The 20993-nt window shown below is 52.7% G+C and carries 23 protein-coding genes; 14 read left to right on the top strand and 9 right to left on the bottom strand.

The window, feature by feature from the left end; genetic code table 11:
- Nucleotides 1-95: 95 nt before the first annotated feature.
- Entirely contained in the window at nt 96-1031 is a 936-nt protein-coding gene (gene cyoE / locus CJP46_RS08240) for a heme o synthase (protein ID WP_094595156.1), read from the bottom strand.
- Nucleotides 1032-1298: 267 nt separating this feature from the next.
- On the opposite strand from cyoE, the gene CJP46_RS08235 reads away from it, so the two are divergent.
- The gene (locus CJP46_RS08235; RefSeq protein WP_094595155.1) at nt 1299-2282 is read left to right on the top strand and encodes a metal-dependent hydrolase; all 984 of its coding nucleotides are present in this window, start codon (nt 1299-1301) and stop codon (nt 2280-2282) included.
- Nucleotides 2283-2515: 233 nt separating this feature from the next.
- Here CJP46_RS08235 and CJP46_RS08230 read toward each other — a convergent pair whose 3' ends face one another.
- Complete coding sequence (locus CJP46_RS08230) at nt 2516-2731, bottom strand: alpha/beta-type small acid-soluble spore protein (protein WP_094595154.1); 216 nt, start codon at nt 2729-2731, stop codon at nt 2516-2518.
- 119 nt (nt 2732-2850) lie between these two features.
- On the opposite strand from CJP46_RS08230, the gene CJP46_RS08225 reads away from it, so the two are divergent.
- Nucleotides 2851-3036: a hypothetical protein gene (locus CJP46_RS08225; protein WP_094595153.1), complete on the top strand. Its 186-nt coding sequence runs from the start codon at nt 2851-2853 to the stop codon at nt 3034-3036.
- A 30-nt stretch (nt 3037-3066) separates the two neighbouring features.
- Here the strand turns inward: CJP46_RS08225 and trpS are convergent, their stop codons facing one another.
- Nucleotides 3067-4056, bottom strand: coding sequence for a tryptophan--tRNA ligase (gene trpS, locus CJP46_RS08220; RefSeq protein WP_094595152.1), 990 nt, complete (start codon nt 4054-4056; stop codon nt 3067-3069).
- Between the two features lie 452 nt (nt 4057-4508).
- Between trpS and CJP46_RS08215 the strand changes: the two genes are divergently transcribed.
- Together CJP46_RS08215 and CJP46_RS08210 are read left to right on the top strand one after the other, a co-directional pair.
- Entirely contained in the window at nt 4509-5489 is a 981-nt protein-coding gene (locus CJP46_RS08215; RefSeq protein ID WP_094595151.1) for an aldose 1-epimerase, read from the top strand.
- Between the two features lie 194 nt (nt 5490-5683).
- Nucleotides 5684-5929, top strand: a complete 246-nt coding sequence (locus CJP46_RS08210) for an alpha/beta-type small acid-soluble spore protein (RefSeq protein ID WP_094596098.1) — start codon at nt 5684-5686, stop codon at nt 5927-5929.
- 270 nt (nt 5930-6199) lie between these two features.
- Here the strand turns inward: CJP46_RS08210 and CJP46_RS08205 are convergent, their stop codons facing one another.
- On the bottom strand, nt 6200-6607 hold the full coding sequence (locus CJP46_RS08205; RefSeq protein WP_094595150.1) for an O-methyltransferase: 408 nt from the start codon (nt 6605-6607) through the stop codon (nt 6200-6202).
- A 566-nt stretch (nt 6608-7173) separates the two neighbouring features.
- Entirely contained in the window at nt 7174-8973 is a 1800-nt protein-coding gene (locus CJP46_RS08200; protein ID WP_094595149.1) for a M3 family oligoendopeptidase, read from the bottom strand.
- Between the two features lie 137 nt (nt 8974-9110).
- Between CJP46_RS08200 and CJP46_RS08195 the strand changes: the two genes are divergently transcribed.
- Nucleotides 9111-9281: a YycC family protein gene (locus CJP46_RS08195; RefSeq protein ID WP_094595148.1), complete on the top strand. Its 171-nt coding sequence runs from the start codon at nt 9111-9113 to the stop codon at nt 9279-9281.
- Nucleotides 9278-9508 (top strand): hypothetical protein, encoded by a 231-nt coding sequence (locus tag CJP46_RS08190; RefSeq protein WP_094595147.1) that lies wholly within the window; start codon nt 9278-9280, stop codon nt 9506-9508. Before CJP46_RS08195 ends, CJP46_RS08190 begins: the two co-directional genes overlap by 4 nt.
- Before the next feature lie 84 nt (nt 9509-9592).
- Here CJP46_RS08190 and CJP46_RS08185 read toward each other — a convergent pair whose 3' ends face one another.
- Nucleotides 9593-10294 (bottom strand): DUF2225 domain-containing protein, encoded by a 702-nt coding sequence (locus CJP46_RS08185; protein WP_179281097.1) that lies wholly within the window; start codon nt 10292-10294, stop codon nt 9593-9595.
- A gap of 559 nt (nt 10295-10853) precedes the next feature.
- On the opposite strand from CJP46_RS08185, the gene ylbJ reads away from it, so the two are divergent.
- Together ylbJ and CJP46_RS08175 are read left to right on the top strand one after the other, a co-directional pair.
- Nucleotides 10854-12092 carry a sporulation integral membrane protein YlbJ gene (gene ylbJ / locus CJP46_RS08180; RefSeq protein WP_094595145.1) on the top strand — a complete coding sequence of 413 codons (1239 nt, stop codon included), beginning with the start codon at nt 10854-10856 and terminating at the stop codon, nt 12090-12092.
- Between the two features lie 76 nt (nt 12093-12168).
- Nucleotides 12169-12972 (top strand): NAD kinase, encoded by an 804-nt coding sequence (locus tag CJP46_RS08175; protein WP_076175238.1) that lies wholly within the window; start codon nt 12169-12171, stop codon nt 12970-12972.
- A gap of 25 nt (nt 12973-12997) precedes the next feature.
- On the opposite strand, the gene CJP46_RS08170 is transcribed toward CJP46_RS08175, so the two are convergent.
- Nucleotides 12998-13309, bottom strand: coding sequence for a YutD family protein (locus CJP46_RS08170; protein WP_094595144.1), 312 nt, complete (start codon nt 13307-13309; stop codon nt 12998-13000).
- Between the two features lie 45 nt (nt 13310-13354).
- The gene (gene lipA, locus CJP46_RS08165) at nt 13355-14236 is read right to left on the bottom strand and encodes a lipoyl synthase (RefSeq protein WP_256992263.1); all 882 of its coding nucleotides are present in this window, start codon (nt 14234-14236) and stop codon (nt 13355-13357) included.
- A gap of 186 nt (nt 14237-14422) precedes the next feature.
- On the opposite strand from lipA, the gene CJP46_RS08160 reads away from it, so the two are divergent.
- Nucleotides 14423-15514, top strand: coding sequence for a M23 family metallopeptidase (locus CJP46_RS08160; RefSeq protein WP_094595143.1), 1092 nt, complete (start codon nt 14423-14425; stop codon nt 15512-15514).
- Nucleotides 15515-15561: 47 nt separating this feature from the next.
- Here CJP46_RS08160 and yunB read toward each other — a convergent pair whose 3' ends face one another.
- A complete protein-coding gene (yunB, locus tag CJP46_RS08155; protein ID WP_094595142.1) occupies nt 15562-16398 on the bottom strand; it encodes a sporulation protein YunB in 837 nt (278 codons plus the stop codon).
- A gap of 244 nt (nt 16399-16642) precedes the next feature.
- On the opposite strand from yunB, the gene CJP46_RS08150 reads away from it, so the two are divergent.
- The 5 genes from CJP46_RS08150 (at nt 16643) to CJP46_RS08130 (ending at nt 20964) form a co-directional block, all read left to right on the top strand.
- Nucleotides 16643-17338, top strand: coding sequence for a sigma-70 family RNA polymerase sigma factor (locus tag CJP46_RS08150; RefSeq protein WP_094595141.1), 696 nt, complete (start codon nt 16643-16645; stop codon nt 17336-17338).
- A 35-nt stretch (nt 17339-17373) separates the two neighbouring features.
- Nucleotides 17374-17958 (top strand): ATP-dependent Clp endopeptidase proteolytic subunit ClpP, encoded by a 585-nt coding sequence (gene clpP / locus CJP46_RS08145; protein ID WP_094595140.1) that lies wholly within the window; start codon nt 17374-17376, stop codon nt 17956-17958.
- A gap of 274 nt (nt 17959-18232) precedes the next feature.
- Nucleotides 18233-18907, top strand: a complete 675-nt coding sequence (locus tag CJP46_RS08140; protein ID WP_094595139.1) for a GntR family transcriptional regulator — start codon at nt 18233-18235, stop codon at nt 18905-18907.
- 118 nt (nt 18908-19025) lie between these two features.
- Nucleotides 19026-20126, top strand: coding sequence for a mannonate dehydratase (gene uxuA / locus CJP46_RS08135; protein WP_094595138.1), 1101 nt, complete (start codon nt 19026-19028; stop codon nt 20124-20126).
- Complete coding sequence (locus tag CJP46_RS08130; RefSeq protein ID WP_094595137.1) at nt 20110-20964, top strand: SDR family oxidoreductase; 855 nt, start codon at nt 20110-20112, stop codon at nt 20962-20964. Before uxuA ends, CJP46_RS08130 begins: the two co-directional genes overlap by 17 nt.
- Nucleotides 20965-20993: the final 29 nt, after the last annotated feature.

Raw genomic sequence — 20993 nt, 5'->3', positions numbered from 1 at the left:
CCTTTCGGCCGGATGCCCCGCTTGTGCCCGATGAACAGGCTTTCATTTTCTTTTTAAAAGAATCCCATGATTCCATGGGATTCTGGGTAAAAAACTTAGTGTGTAGTGTTCAAAATCATTGCGATCAAGCTCAAGGTCAAGTAGTTTATCGAGAAGAAGAACGTTTTCTTAGCCCATGCTTCATCGTCTTTGGCGGTAAATCCCTTCATGCCGTAATACAGCCAGATCAGGGACAGCAGAAGCGAAATGATCATGAAGTAAATGCCCACATAGCCGTATGCATACATTAATACCGGAACCGGAACCAGCAGTACCAGATAAGGAATGCACTGAATCTTGGTCCGCATCACGCCTTTAACGACCGGCAGCAGCGGGAATCCCGCCGCTCTGTATTCTTCGACACGGCGGATGGCAAGAGCCCAGAAGTGAGGCGGCTGCCACAAGAACAGCATCGCAAACAGCAGAACCGCTCCCATATCGACCTTGCCGGTTACGGCGACATAACCGATAACCGGCGGCATCGCCCCGGAGATCGCGCCGACGGAAGTACTCCAGGTGGACGTCCGTTTCAGCCACATCGTATAAACGATCCCATAAACGAACATGCCGATAACCCCGAATATCCCGGCCATTACCCCCGAAAAAATAAAAAGGTCAGCTAGTCCCAGCACGCCTAGTATAAAGGCATACCAGAGTACAACTGCTGGCTTTATGCGGCCGGCCGGAAGCGTACGTTTACGGGTCCGTTCCATCTTCATATCCAGTTCACGATCATAATAATTGTTATAGACACAGGCGGAAGCCATGACCAGCATGGTTCCCAGTAGAGTCAGAATCATCTTTCCTATATGAATATCCCATTGGGATGCGACCCAGAAACCTGCAAAAGCAGCAATTAAGTTAGACCGGAGAATACCGGGTTTTGTTAATGTGATAAAATCTTTCCAAGTTGCCGATGGATTGGGTGGCGTTTGATTGATGGAAAGCGCTGCGGAATCCGAAGGAGCTTGGTAAGTCAAGTGATTATCCACGCCTTAAGATCCTCCTTAGTTCTGTCATTATGGAGGAACTTGCCCTCCGCTATAAAGTTTATCATATCAAAAGGTAAAAGTGTTTGACAATCCTCTCCAAAATCATTCACCATTTTGACAATTTAGTGACACGTATTATTATGGTCAAACACTAATAAGTTCATCCAATATTGGGTAGTAACTATATTGATGAAATCTGCCGGAAAGGAAATCAGCTTCCGGGTTTGTTACAATAATAATAAAGAACAACAAGAAGGAGACATGGTAATGGATACTGCCACACATTTTGTGATTGGACTCAGCCTGGCCGGTCTCGCCTACGTCGATCCGGCGGTTGCCGCGAGCCCCACGCTTGCCGCCGCGGTGCTCCTGGGCACCGTCATCGGTTCGCAGGCACCGGATTTCGACGGCCTGCTGCGGTTCAAGAGCAATGCCCTCTATGTTAAAAATCACCGGGGAATCACCCATTCCCTGCCGTTTCTCGTCATCTGGACCGCTCTGATCAGCGGAGTCCTGTCCCTTCTGTTCAGCGGTGTGCCATCCGGACATATCGTGCTCTGGACCGGCATCGCTGTCTGTCTGCACGTGTTCAGTGATCTGTTCAACACGTATGGAACCCAGGCGTTCAGGCCCGTGACGGAAAAGTGGATTTCGTGGAACATTATTCATATTTTCGACCCGTTTATTTTTGCGTTGCATGCCCTGGCTGTTCTGCTCTGGAGTACGGGAGCGGTGCATCCGGCGCCGCTATTCACTGTCGTATATATTTTGACCGCGTTTTATTATATATGGCGGACCGGCGTTCATTCGATGCGCACCCGGGAAGTGATGCGGATGGATGACAGCCGGAAGCCGGAAGAGCGTTACTTCGTCATTCCGACCATTTCCTATAATAAATGGCATGTCGTCAAGTCCCATCCTGACGGCAGCTATCAAATCGGCGTACTGAACGGGCATACCCTCGAATGGAGAAAGCATGCCGTCACCGATTCCCATCCGGCCGTCGAGCATTCGAGGAAGCATCCCGACGTGGAAGCCTTCCTGTACTTCTCCTCCTTCGCGGTAGCCGAAGTCGAACCCCTGCCCTGGGGCTACGTCGTCCGCTGGGCGGATGTGCGCTACAGGCATCGCAGGCAATATCCGTTTGTCGCCGTACTCGTCATGGATAAAAACTATCAGCCGATCAATACCTACGTTGGCTGGCTGAGCTCCAAAAAAATGAATAAACGGCTCTCCATCAATTCAGGCTGAGCGCCGTGAGAGACAAGACATGAAAAGGGGAGCTGCAGAACGATTCCGCAGCTCCCCTTTTTTTACCGTGACGCCATTTATCCTTTTACCGCAAGTTTTTTCAGCTGCCCAGCCGTGTGGAAACGACCTGCCTCTTGACGGATGCTGCTGGATAAGAGAGAATCACGGTAGTTGCATGACAAAATCCGAAGCACCTATGGCGCTCCGGACCTAAAATACTTTCCTGAATGGAACTATTTTCCTTGGCCGGAAAGTTGCTGCTCAGCCAATTGGACCAGACGTTTCGTAATGTATCCCCCGAGAGAACCGGTTTCACGGGAAGTGTAGTTGCCCATGTATCCGTCTTGCGGCATTTGAACGCCCAGTTCCTGAGCTGCTTCCATTTTCAATTGCTGCAGAGCAGCATTTGCTTGAGGTACCACCAGATTGTTGGAACGAGATCTAGCCATAATATGAGTCTCCCTTCAATTCTGCGTCTTATTGAAATGCAAGCTTGCAAGCTTAGTATGGCTCGCGGCGACACAGTTATACAAGAAAGTTTCTATATATTAATTGGAGGTTTTTGCCAATGAGTAAAGGCTTGTCTTTATGGTTCGCTACCTCGTCGATCCTGATTCTGATGGCATGCGCCGTCTCCATCAGCTATAACGGTTGGGCTGCCGTGCTGCTCGGCATTCTCGCGATTCTGAATATCGGATGGGGCTTCATTGTCAAAGCCCGCAAGAACCGGCTTCAGCAGCCCGATCACCAGTAGAACAACGGGACATGGCTGCGCCCGGGCAGATTATTTTTTGGCCGGAAGGAATCCCATTCTTTCTTTGACCTCGGCAACGGTGCGGGATGCCTTCTCCATGGCTTTCTCTGCACCCTGCGCCAATATATCATGAATTTGACCGGACTTGCGGATATCGTCATATCTTTGTTGCAACGGCTCTAGAGTCGCCACGATGACTTCTCCCAGGTCCTTTTTAAATCCGCCGTACATTTGTCCTTCGTATTTATCTTGAATCTCCTGCAGCGACAGGCCGGAGCACTGGGAGTATATGCTCATCAAATTGCTGATTTCCGGTTTTTCATCCGGGATGTAGCGGATTTCTCTGCCCGAATCGGTAGTGGCCCTGCTGATCTTTTTGCGGATGACATCCGGCGGATCCAGAAGGGCGATATAGCTTCCAGGGTTCGGATTGCTTTTACTCATTTTTTTCGAAGCGTCATCCAGCGACATAATTCGCGCACCCACTTCAGGGATGTACGGGTCCGGAACGGTAAAATAGTCGCCGAAGCGGTGATTAAAGCGTCCTGCCAAGTCGCGAGCGAGCTCTAAGTGCTGCTTCTGGTCTTCGCCTACAGGAACCAAGTCCGCATTGTACACCAGAATATCCGCGGCCATCAGGGCGGGGTAGACAAACAACCCGGCGCCCACGGAGTCCTTGCCGGCCGATTTGTCTTTGAACTGGGTCATACGCTCGAGCTCGCCCATCGATGTGAGCGTCGTCAGCAGCCATCCCAGCTCGGCATGCGGCGGAACATGCGATTGCATATACACATTCGCCTTATTCGGATCAATGCCTGCCGCGATAAATAAGGCAGCTACCGCCTCGGACTGCTCGCGGAGCGCCTCGGGCTCCTGGGGAACCGTAATCGCATGCAGATCGACGACCATAAAGTTGCACTGATAGTCGTTCTGCAGCTTCACAAAATTTTTCATGGCTCCGATATAGTTGCCGAGCGTCAGCTTGCCGCTGGGTTGAATGCCGGACAGTACGGTTTTCATCAAGAATCCCTCCAACTTTAAATATGGTAAAAAAACAAAAAGGCCCCACGCCCGCAAGGGACGTGAGACCGTGGTGCCACCCTTATTTGCTGCAAGCCGTTCAAAATCGAACGATGCTGTCAGCCTTTCTGCATCCGTAACGTGGAATCGCCGGCCGGTCTACGCAGGAAGTCATGACTCCTTCCGTTCAACGCGGCACTCAAGGGTCCATTCGGCAAAATCGGCTCCACCGGTTCGCATCAACCACCGGCTTTCTGAAGGTTACGCCGTCTTTGCTTACTTGTCCCTGTCATCGTGTTCACATAATCATTGAAAGCCTTTTGCAATGCCTATGATAAAGCTCAGCTCGTCGAATTGTCAAACCCCTTTTTTACGAAACGCCATCAAATCTGTTATGATATGGGTTAGATATTTGAAGGCTAAATGAATATAGAGGAAAAAGGAGCAACGATATGAAACAAGTGACCAAAGGGCAATGGAACGGATACGATACATATATCCTGCATAGCCGTGAGCTTGAAGTCACACTGCTGCCATCGCTTGGAAACAATGTAATCTCCATTTTGGACCATACTCAGAATCGGCAGGTCGTTCGGAGACCTGATGACAACGATCTGGCATTCTACCTGCAAAAACCTTATCATTTTGGCATGCCGATGCTGATACCGCCGGGACGGATCCGCGGTGGCCACTTTGATTTCGAGGGCAGATCGTATCAATTCGACCGAAATACCGCCGGAGACAACCATATCCACGGGCTCCATCGTACGCAGTCCTGGAGAGTCAGCGATATTGAAGAAGACGAAGAAGGCTGTGCAGTGACCTCGGAGTTCCTGACCTCGGACGATCCACACTGGATGGAGCAGTTTCCCGCACCGCTAAAGCTGGAAATGACGCTTCGCCTTCAGGGGTCCAAACTGACCCAACACTTAAAGGTTACCCACCTGGGGGACCATCCGATACCTTTTGGAATCGGTTTTCATACATGGTTTTTGCTTGACGGGCAGCCGGGAGAATGGACGCTCACCCTGCCTGTAAGCGCGGAATACGCACTCGATAAGGATTTAATTACGACTGGCGAGCTCCTTCCGCTTGGACCGCTCGATCAGCTCAATCGCGGACTCAATCTGGCCGGGACCAACTTCGACACTCCGCTCCGGATCGGGGAAGGACAACCTGCGGAAGCCCTGCTGATGCGCAGTGACGGATACGGACTGAAGTACTCGGCGGATCCGAAATACTACAAGCATTGGGTTCTCTATACGAAAGGCGAAGCGGAAGAGTTTTTGTGCATCGAGCCCTATACCTGGCTGCCGGATGCGCCCAACCTTGCCGCCGGACCGGACCTTACGGGACTGATCCGGATCGAACCGAAGGCATCGATCGAGATGGACCTGACGCTGGACATGATCTATCCTACCGAAGAAAATTAGGCCGATTCCTCAAGGCATAAGAAACACGGATTTTCAAATTTACAAAATAACAGGGCTGCACGCTTATTGAAGCGTGCGGCCCTTTTTGCGATATCCTCTATTTACCAATTTATATTCCCCTTCTTGCTGCATGTTTTCAAATCTTTCGCAACATAATAACACCATAAAGTTCAAAGGAGGTGACAAACATGGGTATGAGTCAAGGTCAAGGCCAAAACCAAGGACGCGGAAGCCGTTCTAACAATCTGGTGGTTCCACAAGCTAACGCTGCTCTCCAACAACTGAAGATGGAAGCTGCTCAAGAGCTTGGCGTTCAAATGCCACAAGACGGATACATGGGCAACTACACTTCCCGTGAGACTGGTTCTTTGGGAGGTTACATCACGAAACGTCTGGTACAACTGGCAGAGCAGCAATTATCGGGTCGTTCCGGCCAATAATCTGCATTTGTATACGTTGATATCATGATGAACCGGGCCCGGCGCGAGCCGTCCCCCGCCTACAAAAGGCAGCCTCTGGATAATCCAAAGGCTGCCTTTTTATGATTATAGAATGTATATATTTTCAGCGGAGCTGAACCATTCGATAATCGCAAGAAAAACTTCCGCTAAGCGCGGTCTGTTGTCTGTGAATGTTCGTCGATAGACGTTTTTCTTTAGATCTGTCTAATCAAACTATTCGGATATTCATCAATAAGGTCATTCTACAAACTACAACAATTCCGTTACTGTTTCAGGGTATGTATGTCTCGGATACCGGATCATCAGGTTGGCCATGTTATAGTTGGATTCCAGGGTGGCATCCACCGCAATGAGCCCCTGCCGGACCGTAAATTCGTAGCTGATTTCGCCATGAGTCCAGTGGCGCTTGTATTTCAGACTTTCCAAAGCCATGAGACGAAAAGACGAGTACTGTACTGGAGTCAGTCCGGAATCCTGGGAATGAATTTCCCCGTTCCGTCCTTCCAGCGGATGATGCCGGATACCAAATTTACCAATGACATTATTTCGTATTTGCACAAACACAGTGCCGGATGATAGTCCTGACAGCTCTTCTTCCAGTTCTTTAAATACCAAATCCAATTGCCTTGCCAAAGATAACTGCTCGGTTTTGATCATCTTTTTCCCCCTCTCCAAAATTCGCCAAAACTCATAGGGCTTATGACTCATTATAAGACAGCATGTAGTATCATACAACAACATCAAACATAATTGGGTAATTATTCCTATTATTTTCGTTAAATCAATTTAATTTCCAGCAACAAATCGCTATATTTCTGTTTATTTTGACAAAATCTGATCTCTCTTCTGTCATTCCTAGAATCGTTGCGGAAAACCTCGAATTAGCGCCTGCTGACGCTCCCGCAAAACCATTTTTGATGATCCATAACCGAATCATCGCGTAATCGACCAGCTTATCCTCCGGCAGCTCGGCACAGCCTTCAGAATCGCTCTCATCTCCTTGAAACGGTTCCGACCGGCTTCTGCGTTTCCTCGGCCAGCTCGCGGTGCATCAGCTCCATCATATAGCTTCCGTAGAGCGCCATAAGGGAGCCGGGTCTCCGGAGCTGATACTTTCTTATATCATCAAAAAAAACAGTCCCTTGGGGAGTTTGGATCCTCAAGGAACTGCTTCTTCTTGTGTTATTTGATCTCTTGCTCTCTTCCGAACCGTCCGGCTGGATTTACACCAAATGGTCGGTCATAGCCAGGAACTGCTTTACATCCTCTGCAGTCAGATCCGCCGCGCTCTGCCAGAAATCACGCCCGGTCAGATCGGCGTTCAGGTGCTTCTTCGCCAGCTCCTCCACAGTCATGACGCCGGTATCGCGCAGCAGGGCATCGTATTTATCGGCAAAGTCCGCGCCTTCCTGCAGCGCGCGCGCATAGATGCCGGTGCTGAACATATAGCCGAAGGTATACGGGAAGTTGTAGAACGGCACGCCCGTAATGTAAAAATGCAGCTTCGACGCCCAGAAATGCGGATGGTAAGATGACAGGGCCTCGCAATACGCTTCCTTCTGCGCTTCTTCCATCAGCGCGTTCAGCTCCTGCACGCTGACCAGACTGCTCTTCCGTTTCTCATAGAAACGGGTTTCGAACAGGAAGCGGGCATGAATATTCATGTAGAATGCAACGCTCCGCTGGATTTTGTCTTCCAGTAACGCCAGCTGCTCCTGCTCATCGGCAGCCGATTTCACCATGGCGTCCGATACGATCATCTCCGCGAAGGTAGAAGCCGTCTCCGCTACGTTCATCGCGTACCGCTGATTCAAGATCGGCAGATCGTTCATCAGATGCTGGTGGTAGCCGTGACCGAGCTCATGCGCCAGCGTCGACACGTTCGAAGCCGTACCGCTGAACGTCATGAAGATCCGCGTCTCCTTGCTGAGTTTCAGCGAGGTGCAGAATCCGCCCGGACGCTTGCCTGGACGGTCTTCTGCTTCGATCCAGGACTTGTCGAAGGCCATTTCGGCAAAGTTGGCCATGCGCGGGCTGAACTTGCGGAACTGCTCCACGATCGTTTCAGCCGCTTCCTGGTAAGAAATCGTGCCCGAGGACTTGCTGATCGGCGCTTCCACATCCACCCAGCTCAGACGATCCTGGCCGAGCAGTTTGGCTTTGCGCTCCATATACTGCAGCAGCATCTGCTTATTGTCCTGAATGACGTTCCACATGGCGTCCAGCGTTTCACGCGACATCCGGTTGATTTCGAGCGGCTCCTTCAGCACTTCGTCCCAGCCGCGGCGGCCGTACAGCTTCAGGCGGAATCCCCCAAGGTGATTCAGCGTATCCCCGCAGAAGTCGGCTTTGTCCGACCAAGCCTGTTCCCACTTCACGAACATCGACTCGCGGGTCTCCTTGTCCGGACTGTCCAGTTTGTTGGCCGCCTGCCCGGCCGACAGCGACACCGTTTCGCCGTTTTCTTCAAACGGAATTTGGATGTGGCTGACGATCGTATCGTACATGCTGCTCCAGCCATGATAACCGTCGATGGCCAAATCGAGCGCGAGGCTCTCCATTTCCGGACTAAGCATTTCGCGGGCTTGGTCGCGGCTTTCGCTGAGGACGAAGGCCAGCTGCCGCACCTGATCCCGGCTGATCCACTGCGCAAATGTCTCATCATCGGTCGAGCGGAGAATATGGTCAAAGTCGGTCATGATTCCATTGATGAGCGCCCGAAGGTTAGCCAGGCGGCCGCCCAGCTGAAGGGCCTTCTTATCCTGCTGGTTTTGGGCCTGCAGACAGCTGACAAATGCGCTGGATTCGGAGATGCGGGCAATGGCACCCTGCAACGCTTCAATAAACCCGTCAAACGACTCGGTCTCTTTGAGGCTCGCCGGGGCTTTGGCAGCCTTGATTTCTCCCTGAAGGCTATTCAGATCTTTTTCCAGGGATTGAAGGAAGGTATCGAACTCAGCGGAAGCGGAGCCGCCCGGAAATACGGATTCAAGATTCCAAGTTAATTTCAGGTCTTTGTTCATGTTCGAATCACCTTTCTCATTATAAATTTTATTTTATTTGATTGGCCTCATGGTAAGGTGTATAACTATAAAGACGAAACCATCATGTTTCTGCTCGGGCAAACCGGGCTTATTTATACAGAGGAGGGATACTCACCATGAGACCATTGCAAATTTCACCGGAGACCGCCGTGAAACTATCCGAGAAGCTGGGGGTTCCCCTGGAACACTTGATGCACATGCCACAGCATATCCTGCTGCAGAAGCTGGCGGAGCTCGCTAAAGAAGAAGCCGGCAAACCCGACAGTGACGAAGGAACCAAGTCATGATTCCGTTCTCCAGAACCTGGCCTTATGACAAAGTGATGGGCGACATCTATGTACATGAATGTCCGTTCTGCGGAGCGAACAATGTGCGACTGCCCCTGAAGCCGGCTGAGCTTCGGAGCATTCATGAAGGAAAGAAAAAGCTGCTCGTCTTTCCTTGCTGCAACAACCGGCTCCACATCATTGACACGGACAACGATTATTTGCTGTTCGACCAGGATGTCCGCTGACGGAAGCCGGGCTGATCAGCTCCGGAAAGAAAACACGCGAAGGAATGCCGTGATGGACACGGTCTCCTTGGCGTGTTTTTACGTTCAGGCGGGATTCATCTCGCCCGGCAGCTCCATGCGATGATCCAGCATTTGCTGCCGCAGCACGCCCCACTGCTCGCGTGAAGCGTGGATCATGGCGGAATCCACGATATGTTTATCGTTGATGACTCTGGAGAACCACATTACCGCCTGATGAAAATCGCCTGTTCGGCGGTTCAGTTCCCCGATCAAATAGAGCAAGCGGGCGTTGTTCGCCCCCACGCCTTCCAGCTCGTACACCCGGATATAGGAGTCCAGGCAGTATTTCAGAAAACGCTGCTCCTGCTCCTCGTCCCCCTTATACCGGTAGAGCCAGGCAATATGGTGCAGAAGGCTTGCAATAATCCGCTCCTTCTCCCCGATCGTTTGGGCGCACAGCAAGGCGAGCTTGTAAGTCTCAAGCGCGTTCTCCCAATCCCGGTGTCCGCTATAATCTCGCTCGATCCAGCGTTTGCCGATTTTTTCAGCAAACTGCTTCATCTGTATGTCGCTCAGCCGTTCCGTTGAATGCTCCGTAGACGCAAAACCGCACTTGGGGCACACTCTGACCACATAATAGTCGGGATTTTCGTTGTTATAATAAGCACAAAAATCCGCATCCGAACGTACGGCTTTCTTAAAGCTCGGACGCACCCGCGAAGTGGAGAATTGATGCTCGCAATTACAGCATACTACTTTGATGGAGTAAAGAGGTTCCAATGCCACATCCATACATTCCTTTCATGCCCTGTATCCTCATAGATGTTTGTCTCTTCCGGGCCTTCAGCCGCTGCTTGCTCTGATGAATCATTAAAATGCAAAGTACATATTATTTCCATTATATCAAAAAACAAAAACAAAATAACCCCACAAAGTGGGGCTCTCGCCTCGTTAACGTATCAGAACCTCAGCAGGGGCTGCGTAAAGGACAAGCCCTTAACAACAAAAAAAGGCGCTAAATGTGAGTTTAGCACCTTAGACATATTCAGTAACTGCTCCAATCCTCTTCGCCGGGATGGACCAGTGAGGCGCGAATGACATACACGAAGGCGCAGACAAGTAGACCGGCGACAATACTCATGTTCCCATCACTCCATCCATATATTTTAAAGTTGAAATGAAGTTAGTTGTTGTACTGTATATTTTACCATATGTCGGCCAAAAATACAGCATTTATTGTAAACGCTTTCCCAACTTTTTTGTACTGTTTGTCCGATGACATTCATAAAATCTAGGAAAATAGGTATGATTCTCATGTCCCATATTTGGGAGGGAGGCTGCGAATTTGTCCGTAAAAAGGCTGGGATTACCGCTCATGATTGCGTCTATGGCCGGATTGCTTCTGCTGATGCTCTGTTACCCCGGCCCTTATCTGGAATCCGCCCTGCGCGGCTTGGCCATTTGGTGGGACGTCCTGTTCCCGTCTTTATTTCCCTTCTTTATCATTTCTGAAATGATGCTCGGGTTCGGCATCGTTCACTTGTTCGGGACCCTGCTTGATCCGCTGATGAAGCCGCTGTTCCGCATTCCGGGAAGCGGTGGATTCGTAGCGGCGATGGGGTATGTATCGGGTTATCCCATCGGGGCCAAGCTGACGGCCAAGCTGTGGGAGCAGAAAATGCTCAACCGGGAGGAAGGCGAGCGGCTGGTGGCCTTCACCACCTCGTCGGACCCGATTTTTCTGATCGGCGCCGTGTCGGTCGGTTTTTTCCATTATCCCAAAATCGCGACTATTCTGGCGCTTTCCCATTACGGCGGCGGATTTCTAATCGGCCTCCTCATGCGCTTCCATGGCAAACGGAGCTCGGTGACCGAGATTCCCGCTTCCGGAGCCCCGGCTCGCGGCAGTCGGCTGCGGCGGGCGTTCAGCGCCATGCACGAAGCCAGAATGGACGACGGCCGAAGCGTAGGCGAGCTGCTCCGGCAGGCGGTCGAATCTTCGCTGAAGCTTATTATTGTCGTGGGTGGCCTGGTTGTATTCTTCTCCGTATTTTTAGAGATACTTACCGAAGCAGGAGTGATGGCGTTTTTTTATCGTCTGCTGGAAAACGGCCTGACAGCCCTTCAGTTCCCTCCATCCCTTTCGGAAGCGCTGGTTGGGGGCTTGTTTGAGGTTACCTTGGGCGCCCGTTCGGCGGGAGAAGCCGCCTCCTCCGTTCCGCTGCCCTTCAAGGCGGCTGCCGCAGCCTTCATCCTGTCCTGGGGTGGGCTCTCCGTGCACGCCCAGATCGCGAGCATTCTGCACGCCACCAATCTGCGCTATTTGCCGTTCATGATGGCCCGCCTGATCCATGGCTTTGTGGCTGCTTTCCTTGTCTTGTTTTTGTGGGAACCGGTGATGGGCCGTTATACGGATGCGCCTGCCTTCGCCGGCCAAAACTTCAGCTTCCTGACCTCTGCCCAAGGCATCCGGGACTGCCTCGTTCTCCTGTGCATTCTGCTGGCCGGGATGACCGTTCTCTCCCTGCTCATCAGTTGGATTCAATCCCTCTGGCGCGGAGTTCGCAGGACCTCCTGGAAATGAACCTGAAATGGACGTTGTGTTATCCTCCGATATTGTTTATGATTCTTATAAACCCATTACAAAGGAGCTTACACCCTTGAGATACTATGTTCTGGATCGCGGGGATCAGTTATCCGTGGATTTAAGCGAGCAGTTCCATAAGCTTGCGGCGCAACGGGGATTTCAATTGGATGCCGAATCACCGGAAATTGTCATTTCCATCGGCGGGGACGGCACCATGCTTCATGCCTTTCATACGTTTATCGACCATATTCCTGACATCGCCTTCGTAGGGGTTCATACCGGACATTTGGGATTCTACGCAGACTGGAAAGCGGACGAGCTGCCTCAGCTGATCGAACTGATGAGCTCTGCGGCCAATTCCGGCTCCATTCGCCCGCGAATCGTCAAATATCCGCTGCTGGAACTTGAAATTCATAGAAAATCAGGCAATGCGTCTTATATCGCCCTGAACGAGTTTACCCTGAAGGGTGTCGACGGGACGGTTGTGGCTCAGGTAGACATCAACGACCAAACCTTTGAAATGTTCCGCGGCGACGGAATCTGCGTTTCCACGCCATCCGGAAGCACGGCATATAACAAGAGTCTTGGAGGCGCCATGGTGCACCCGACCATCGAAGCGCTGCAGATCGCGGAGATCGCGTCGATCAACAACCGCGTCTTTCGGACGATGGGCTCGCCCCTTCTGCTGCCCAAACATCATCACTGTGACATTTTCTCCCGCAAGGAGCAGCGGCTCCTGCTCTACATCGATCATGTCAATCTGCAGGTGGACGACCTCATCTCGGTTCGCTGCCAGGTCGCCAAGGAGAAGGTCAGTTTTGCAAGATACCGCCCGTTCCCTTTCTGGAACCGGGTGCGGGAAGCCTTTCTGGGATAGAAAAAAAGACATAAAAAAGCGGTTCCTATACGGAACCGCTTTTTGCTTTCTCTTTGGGCTGCGACTCCCGGCTCTTCTGCAGTACAAAGTACGCGCAGCCGAAGTTGCAGTATTCGTTAATGTAATCCAGCATGCCGGAAATGGCAGTGTCTTTGGTTGCTTTGGGATGCTTATCCCGGTAAAACCCTTTAAGCCGGAGCTGACTGTAGCCCCAATCGCCGACAATATAGTCGTAGCGGTCCAGCACTTCACTGTATCGTTCACGAAAGGCTTCAAGGTTCCAACCGTCTTTATGATCTTTAAGCACCTCATAATTTTTTCCGCCGATCAGAATCAATGAACTCGCCCTGCCTTTCTGCCTGAGGTTATCGTATAATGGCGCCTAGTTATGCTGCGCAGCAGATTGTACCTGCTCATGGGCATGGTAAGAACTCCGCACAAGCGGTCCGGATTCCACGTGGCTGAATCCCCGTTTCATGCCTTCTTCCTTCAAAGCGGCAAACTCATCCGGATGATAATATTTAACCACATTTAAATGCTGTGGAGAAGGCTGTAAATATTGACCGATCGTCATAATGTTGCAATTCACGGCGCGCAGGTCGTCCATCGCCTGCAAAATTTCATCCCACTCTTCGCCGACACCCAGCATGATGCTGGATTTCGTCGGAATGTTCGGCTGCATTTCCTTCGCTCTGCGCAGCAACTCCAGGGAGCGGTCATACTTCGCTTTTGCACGCACCCGGTTCGACATGCGCTCCACCGTTTCAATGTTATGGTTCAAAATATCCGGCTTGGCGTCCATTACGATCTTCAGAGCATCCCAATTGCCCATAAAGTCCGGAATCAGCACCTCCACGCTGCACAGCGGCAGACGCTTGCGGACAGCCTTAATCGACTCGGCAAAAATGGACGCCCCTCCGTCGGACAGATCGTCCCGAGCCACACTCGTGATGACGCAGTGGCGCAGACCCATGTTCTCCGCCGCCTCAGCGACACGTTCGGGCTCCTGGAGGTCCAGCTCCGTCGGTTTTCCCGTATTTACTGCACAAAAACGGCAGGCCCGCGTACAAATATCGCCGAGGATCATAAATGTGGCGGTACGATTAGCCCAGCACTCATATATGTTAGGACAACGTGCTTCTTCACATACCGTGTGAAGTGTCTTTGAGCGCATCATGCTCTTGATTTCCTGGTAATTGTCACCGGTTGTCAGTTTGATGCGAATCCAATCCGGCTTTGGCTCCTTGATGGTATTCGTAGGCAATGTTCTGACCTTCTTTCGCTATCATGGTTAGCTGCTGCATGTTCCATATTATATCATGAAATCAGCCAAAATACTTCCATTTCAAGCACGGATAAATTCGAGGTTCTTGATTCACTCTAAGGCTATGTCGGTCCAGTCCGAATATTGAGCGAGGACTGCATCAAACTGGCAGGAGGTAGAGAACAGATGAAATATATTGTTCCGCGAACACGGTGGCTTAAACGTTCGCTGACAGGTTTTGTCGCATCGGCGCTGCTGCTGGGCTGCTTCCACCTTCCCGGTAAGGCGGACGCGGAGCCGGCGGCTCCGGAGCCTGATCAAACCGCGAAATCGCTGGACCAGCTGAGCCGGACCGAAATTCTGGAGTCCAGAAAGACGCTCTATGCAAAAATTAGCAAAGCCACGAACATTCCTTGGTACCGGATTGCCGCAATCGACCAGTACGAACGGACTCTGACCAAAGCCCACCCGAAGGACCGTAAGCACCCCGAGCGGCTTACCGGCATCCTCATCACGGAACCGGCCTGGTCGGGGGTGTTCAATCCGGAAACGAACGATCTGAACCCGCGGTCCATTTCCATCTTCGACGGGTACGGCCGGGACGGCTCCGGCGACGGCCGGGCGGATCCCAACAACGATCTCGATGTGCTGTACAGCATGGCGGATTATTTGCAGCGGCACGGCAAGTCGCAGGAAGATTTCAATATCGCGATGTGGGAATATTACCATAACAGCCGCTCGGTTCAGCGGATCGAGCAGTTCGCCAAACTGTACGAAAAATTCGGTACCCTGGATTTGTCAGGGCATGCCTTCCCGCTTCCCATCAGCAACAGCTACTCGTACCGGAGCACCTGGGGAAGCGGACGGAGCTGGGGTGGTTACCGGATTCATGAGGGCACGGACATCTTCGCGAACTACGGCATTCCGGTTCGGAGCACCTGCTACGGGGTTGTGGAACTTAAAGGGTGGAACCCGTTTGGAGGCTGGCGCATCGGCATTCGCGATCTGGACAACCACTACCATTACTACGCCCATCTTCAAGGGTTTGAAAAGTCCGTTAAACAGGGGGACATCGTCACGCCAGGCCAAACCATCGGCTGGGTCGGCAGCTCGGGTTACGGCAAACCGGGCACGCAAGGCAAGTTTCCTCCGCACCTGCACTACGGCATCTACCGCGACAGCGGCTTGGTCGAATGGTCGTTCGACCCTTATCCGTCCCTCCGGCATTGGGAAACGGAAGAGCGCAAAGAGCTGAAAAAGAAAAAGGGATCCTCCTGAACCGCGTGTTCGGGAGGTCCCTTTTATTATGGATGGACCGGAATCGTTCAGTGCTTCCCGGCTTCCCCCATCACCCCGTCTTTCGAATCCGTTTCGGGGCTTCCTCCTCCAGGTTTGGAGCTGGACGGAGCTCCTCCCGCCTGGCTTCCGTTTGGTTCGCTTTGCGCACCAGCTCCGGGCAGTGCAATGCTTGGAGCCGCGGCTCCGTTGTCCCCTACCGGCGAGCCCTTGCTGTCGTAATAATACATCGGCACGTTGCCAACGACCATCAGGTAAGAGACTGGAATTTCCGTATCGATGATTTCCGGCTCCATATCGAACGGCACGACGACTCCAACCTCGACCGTCACATGAATGTAGATCTCCACGAGCACCATATTGATCCCCGCATCTTTTTCCCTCGTTTTCAAGTCCACCTTGACCGCACCTTGAGGTTCCACGCGAATCGGGATATTGGGGCCGAAGGAAGCAATAATCGGACTGCCGAGCGCCTGACCCAGCGGAATTCTCTCGGCCAGCTTATGTTTGTCCTCCAGCGTGGACTGAACCACCTTGAAGGTGCTCGAGGTAATTTTCATATGCTCCGCGTAATTCAGCATAAAGCCGGACACCTTGCCGGCCGTATCCATTTTCCAATCGATCAGATCATCCGCGTTTTCACCTTCCGCCACCTGCGCGGCCACCGCTTCGTTTATGGCGTCGGTCGCAATCTGCTTCATACGGATTTTGGCCAGGTACATGATGGGCGGCTTCAGATGATTTTCGACATAGGCAAAGGACTGGAGCATAAGAATGAGTAAAACCAATGCACCGATCAGCCATACCTTCCGCCGGCTCCGGGGCCTGCTCGCCCCTCTGCTGCGCCATCTGGCCCTTCTTTTCATGCCGGAACCCCTCCTTCGAAGCCGTAGGTTACCTTAACAGCATATGCCCGGGCTTGGCAAAAAAGAAGAGCAAGCCCCCTGCCGGGAAGCAGCCTCTTCCGTGTTTTGCTATACTGGTATCATCATTGAAATAACTCGTTATCTCCTTTACATCGTCACATTTCTAAAAAAATGAGCATCCCGTATCCTTTTCCCCCTGTTCAAACGTTATTTGTATAGAGGCCTCTATAGGAGTGTGATTAACATGTTAATCCGTCAATTCCATGAAACCGAATATCATCGCGAGGATATTTCGGAGCTGTACCCGAGTCTGAAAAAATACTGCCTGAGCGTCACCCGCAACCACTGGGATGCCGAAGATCTGGCACATGACACGATCGATAAAACGCTGCGTTTCTGCCTGAAAGACCCGTCAGAGCAGCGGCAGCCCAGCCTGCCGCTCATGATGACGATTGCCCGCAACCATTGGATCGATCTCATCCGCAAAAGGTCGCGCGAGTCGGCCGAACCGATGGTTGAATCGCAATCCCAGGATCACCCAATCGATATGCTCCTTTCCGGGCTGGACACCTTGATGGAGAAGCTGACGCCGAAGCAGCTGCTCGTGTTCGTGCTAAAGGATGTGTTTGAGAGCCGGGTATCGGATATTGCGAGCATGCTGGAACTGAATGAAACGACGGTCAAATCGCTGCTGCACAGGGCGCGCCGCAACCTCAGCGGAGACATCGGCGAAGCGGCTGCACCCGATCCGTACTGGAAAGACGTGGAGCAGGAAGCGTTTCGCCATACCCTGCTGACCGCCATCCGGCAGGAGAAGCCTGAAATGCTCCAGCGGCTAATGAAAGCCCTGCAGCCAGCGATGGAGCAAGCCCCTGTGGTCGGTTTCGCCCGGCCGCGGATGTCCTCCGGAGCGGGTATGTCCCTGCGCTGTGCGGCGTAGCCTTGTGCCTTCCCATATAAAGGAGGCCATGAACGATGAACACGATTCCTTACGTAGTGGAACAAAGCCGGCTCGGCGAGCGTTCCTATGATATTTATTCACGTCTTTTGAAGGACCGGATTATTTTTCTCGGTTCCGAAGTGAATGACGTGGTGGCCAACAGCATTATCGCACAGCTGCTGTTCCTGGCCGCCGACGATCCGGAGAAGGATATATCCCTGTATATCAACAGCCCGGGGGGCTCGACCTCGGCAGGTTATGCCATTCTGGACACGATGGACTACATCAAGCCGAAGGTCAGCACAATCTGCATGGGCTTTGCCGCCTCCATGGGTGCGGTGCTCTTCCTTGCCGGTGAAAAGGGCATGCGTTATGCCCTCCCGAATAGCGAGTTTATGCTGCATCAGCCGCTCGGCGGAGCCCAAGGCCCCGCCGCCGACATCGATATTTCGGCGCGGCGGATTTTGAAGCTGAGAAGCAAGATCAACGATTTTATCGCGGAGAAAACCGGGCAGCCGCTCGAGCGCATTGAGAAGGACACGAACCGCGACTTCTTCCTGTCTGCCGAAGAGGCGCTGGAATACGGCATCGTGGACCGGATCATAACGCAGCCGGTATAAAATATCGCGATGCATCATGAAGTTGGATGCTTGAGCGTAAACTTGATCATGCCAAAAAAGCCGACGGACTTAGTCCGCCGGCTTTTTTGCTATTCGTGACAAGGTTGTCAGATCACCTGCCATCCCCTTTTCCTTTACAGAGAGTTAGAGATTCTGGAGCTTGTAAATTTCTTGCCTCCTTAATTTTGGATATTTTAGTCCGAGTCGCTGCAAATTTTCGTTCCGTCTACCATACTTGTATGGTAGTATGGAAGTGTCAGGAGGTATCCATGATATGGATGAAACGATGCTCCAAACCGGTTCAGCCGGAAATATCGTGTACCAACAGCTCAAGCAGCAAATTGTCAGCCTGGAGCTTCCGCCGGGGACGGCCCTGTCCGAGAAAGAAATGTCCCTGACCTTCCACGTCAGTCGGACGCCGGTTCGGGAGAGCTTCGTACGCCTGGCCCAGGAGGGCCTGCTGCTGGTGCTGCCGCAAAGGGGGACCCGTGTCTCGCTGATCGATCTGGACATGGTGGAAGAAGCGCGGTTTATGCGTGAGCAGCTGGAGAAGGCCGTCATCCGTCTCGCCTGCGAGTCCTTTCCCGCAGACAAGCTGCAGGAAATGGAGAACAATCTCGTGCTGCAGCAGGCGAGCATAGAGCGGCATGACGGCAAGCGCATGTTTGAGCTCGACGAGGATTTTCATCGGATCCTGTTCGAAGGGGTCCGGAAAATGGGCACATGGAACGTCATCCAGCAGATGAACGCGCATCTGAACCGCACCCGCGTGTTATGGCTGTCGTTGGATCCTCACTGGGGGCATCTGTTTGAGCAGCACCGGGAAATGATCCAAGCCATCCGCAGCCGGAATGCGGTACTGGCCGAGCGGATCATGAAGGAGCATTTAACCCTCAGCATTTCGAACCTCCCGGTCCTGAAGCAGCGCTACCCGGAATATTTCAAGTAAGTCATGTTGGCCTCTAAAGGCCGCCAAAGTACGCCACAACGGAACCGGACAATGGTGCCGTTAAGATGGCAGCAGCTTCTTTTTGCAAAACAACACAATGACAAGGCGGTGTATGGGATTGCGTATGGTATTCCGTTGGTTCGGCGAAGGCAATGATACGGTATCGCTGGATCATATCAAACAAATTCCCGGTGTCGAAGGTATCGTGTGGGCGCTTCATGACGTCCCGGCCGGAGACGAATGGCCGATGGAGAAAATGATCGCTGTCCGGGATCAGGCTGCAGCACACGGCCTTCATCTTGAAGTGGTGGAAAGCGTTAACGTCCACGAGGATATTAAGCTCGGGCTGCCGACCCGTGACAAGTATATCGACAATTACGTCAAAACGATCGAAAAGCTGGCGAAGGTCGGCGTTAAAGTCATTTGCTACAATTTTATGCCGGTGTTCGACTGGGCGCGGACGGAACTCTACAAACAGCTGGAGGACGGCTCGACGGCACTCTTTTTTGAAAAATCCAAAATACACGGCATTGACCCGTTTGACCTTGTGCAGACGATCAACCAGAACAGTTCCCTGACGATGCCGGGCTGGGAACCCGAACGTCTTGCGCATCTGACCTCCCTGTTTGAGGCTTATCGGAATGTGACGTCTGAGGATTTATGGGCTCATCTCGCCTATTTCCTGGAGGCGATTATTCCGACAGCGGAACGCTGCGGAATTACGATGGCCATTCACCCGGACGATCCGCCATGGCCGATTTTCGGGCTGCCGCGCATCATGACCGGCCAGGACAGCTTGCGGCGGCTGCTCTCCCTGGTAGATAGTCCGTCTAACGGCATTACGCTGTGCAGCGGCTCCCTGGGAGCCAATCCGGACAACGACATTATCGCCATGATCCATGAGTTTGCAGACCGGATTCCTTTTGCCCATATCCGCAATGTGCGCGTGTATGAGAACGGCGACTTTATCGAGACTTCGCACCGGACGCAGGACGGCACCGTTGATATCGCGGGCATCGTCAAGGCCTATCATGACACCGGATTTACCGGTTACGCCCGCCCGGACCACGGCAGACATCTATGGGGCGAGCAGTGCCGACCGGGATATGGCCTATACGACCGTGCCATGGGCATTATGTACCTCTGGGGACTGTGGGACGCCTATCAGAAGCTTCAACCTACCGCAGAAAAGAGGGATACGCATGAAAGCATTGCCTAACCATCCTGCCCTGCAGGGAAAAACAGCGGTTGTTACCGGCGGCTCCGGGGTCCTCTGCAGCGCAATGGCGCTGGAGCTCGGACGCCAAGGGGTGAAGGTCGCGGTTTTGAACCGGACGGTGGAGAAAGGCGAAGCCGTTGCCCGCCAAATTCGCGAGGCCGGCGGCCAAGCGCTTGCCGTGTCCTGCGACGTGATGGATCCAAGCAGCGTCCAGGCGGCGGAGCGCCAGGTACGCGATGCCTTCGGCCCGTGCGACATTCTGCTTAACGGCGCGGGCGGAAACCATCCCAGCGCCAACACGACGGAAGAAATCTATAAGCCGGAGCATCTTGGACAACCGGGCTTCACGACGTTTTTTGATCTGAGCATTCAGGGCTTCCAGAACGTTCTCGGCCTCAATATGATCGGCACCCTCATTCCAACCCAGGTCTTTGCCGAGCAAATGATCGGACGCCCAGGCGCGGTCGTGCTGAACATCTCTTCCATGAGCGCCCCCAGCCCAATGACGAAGGTGCCCGCGTACAGCGCGGCCAAAGCGGCGATTAATAACTTTACCCAGTGGCTGGCGGTCCACCTGGCCGAATCGGGCATTCGCGTCAACGCCATCGCTCCCGGCTTTTTCCTGACGGAACAGAACCGGAATCTGCTGACGAACGAGGACGGCTCCCTGACCGAACGTTCCCATAAAATTATCAGCCACACGCCAATGCGCCGGTTCGGCGTTCCCGAGGACCTGCTGGGTACCCTGCTCTGGCTGGTGGACGACACCACCTCGGGCTTTATTACCGGCACGGTGGTGCCTGTTGATGGCGGATTTATGGCCTATTCGGGCGTATAACAAACGTATAATGCTTTTTCCAAGGGCAG

The sequence above is a fragment of the Paenibacillus sp. XY044 genome, assembly GCF_002257645.1.
GTDB lineage: Bacteria > Bacillota > Bacilli > Paenibacillales > Paenibacillaceae > Paenibacillus_AQ.
Note: the sequence above shows the minus strand (reverse complement) of the source record. Positions and strands in the feature narration are given on the sequence as shown.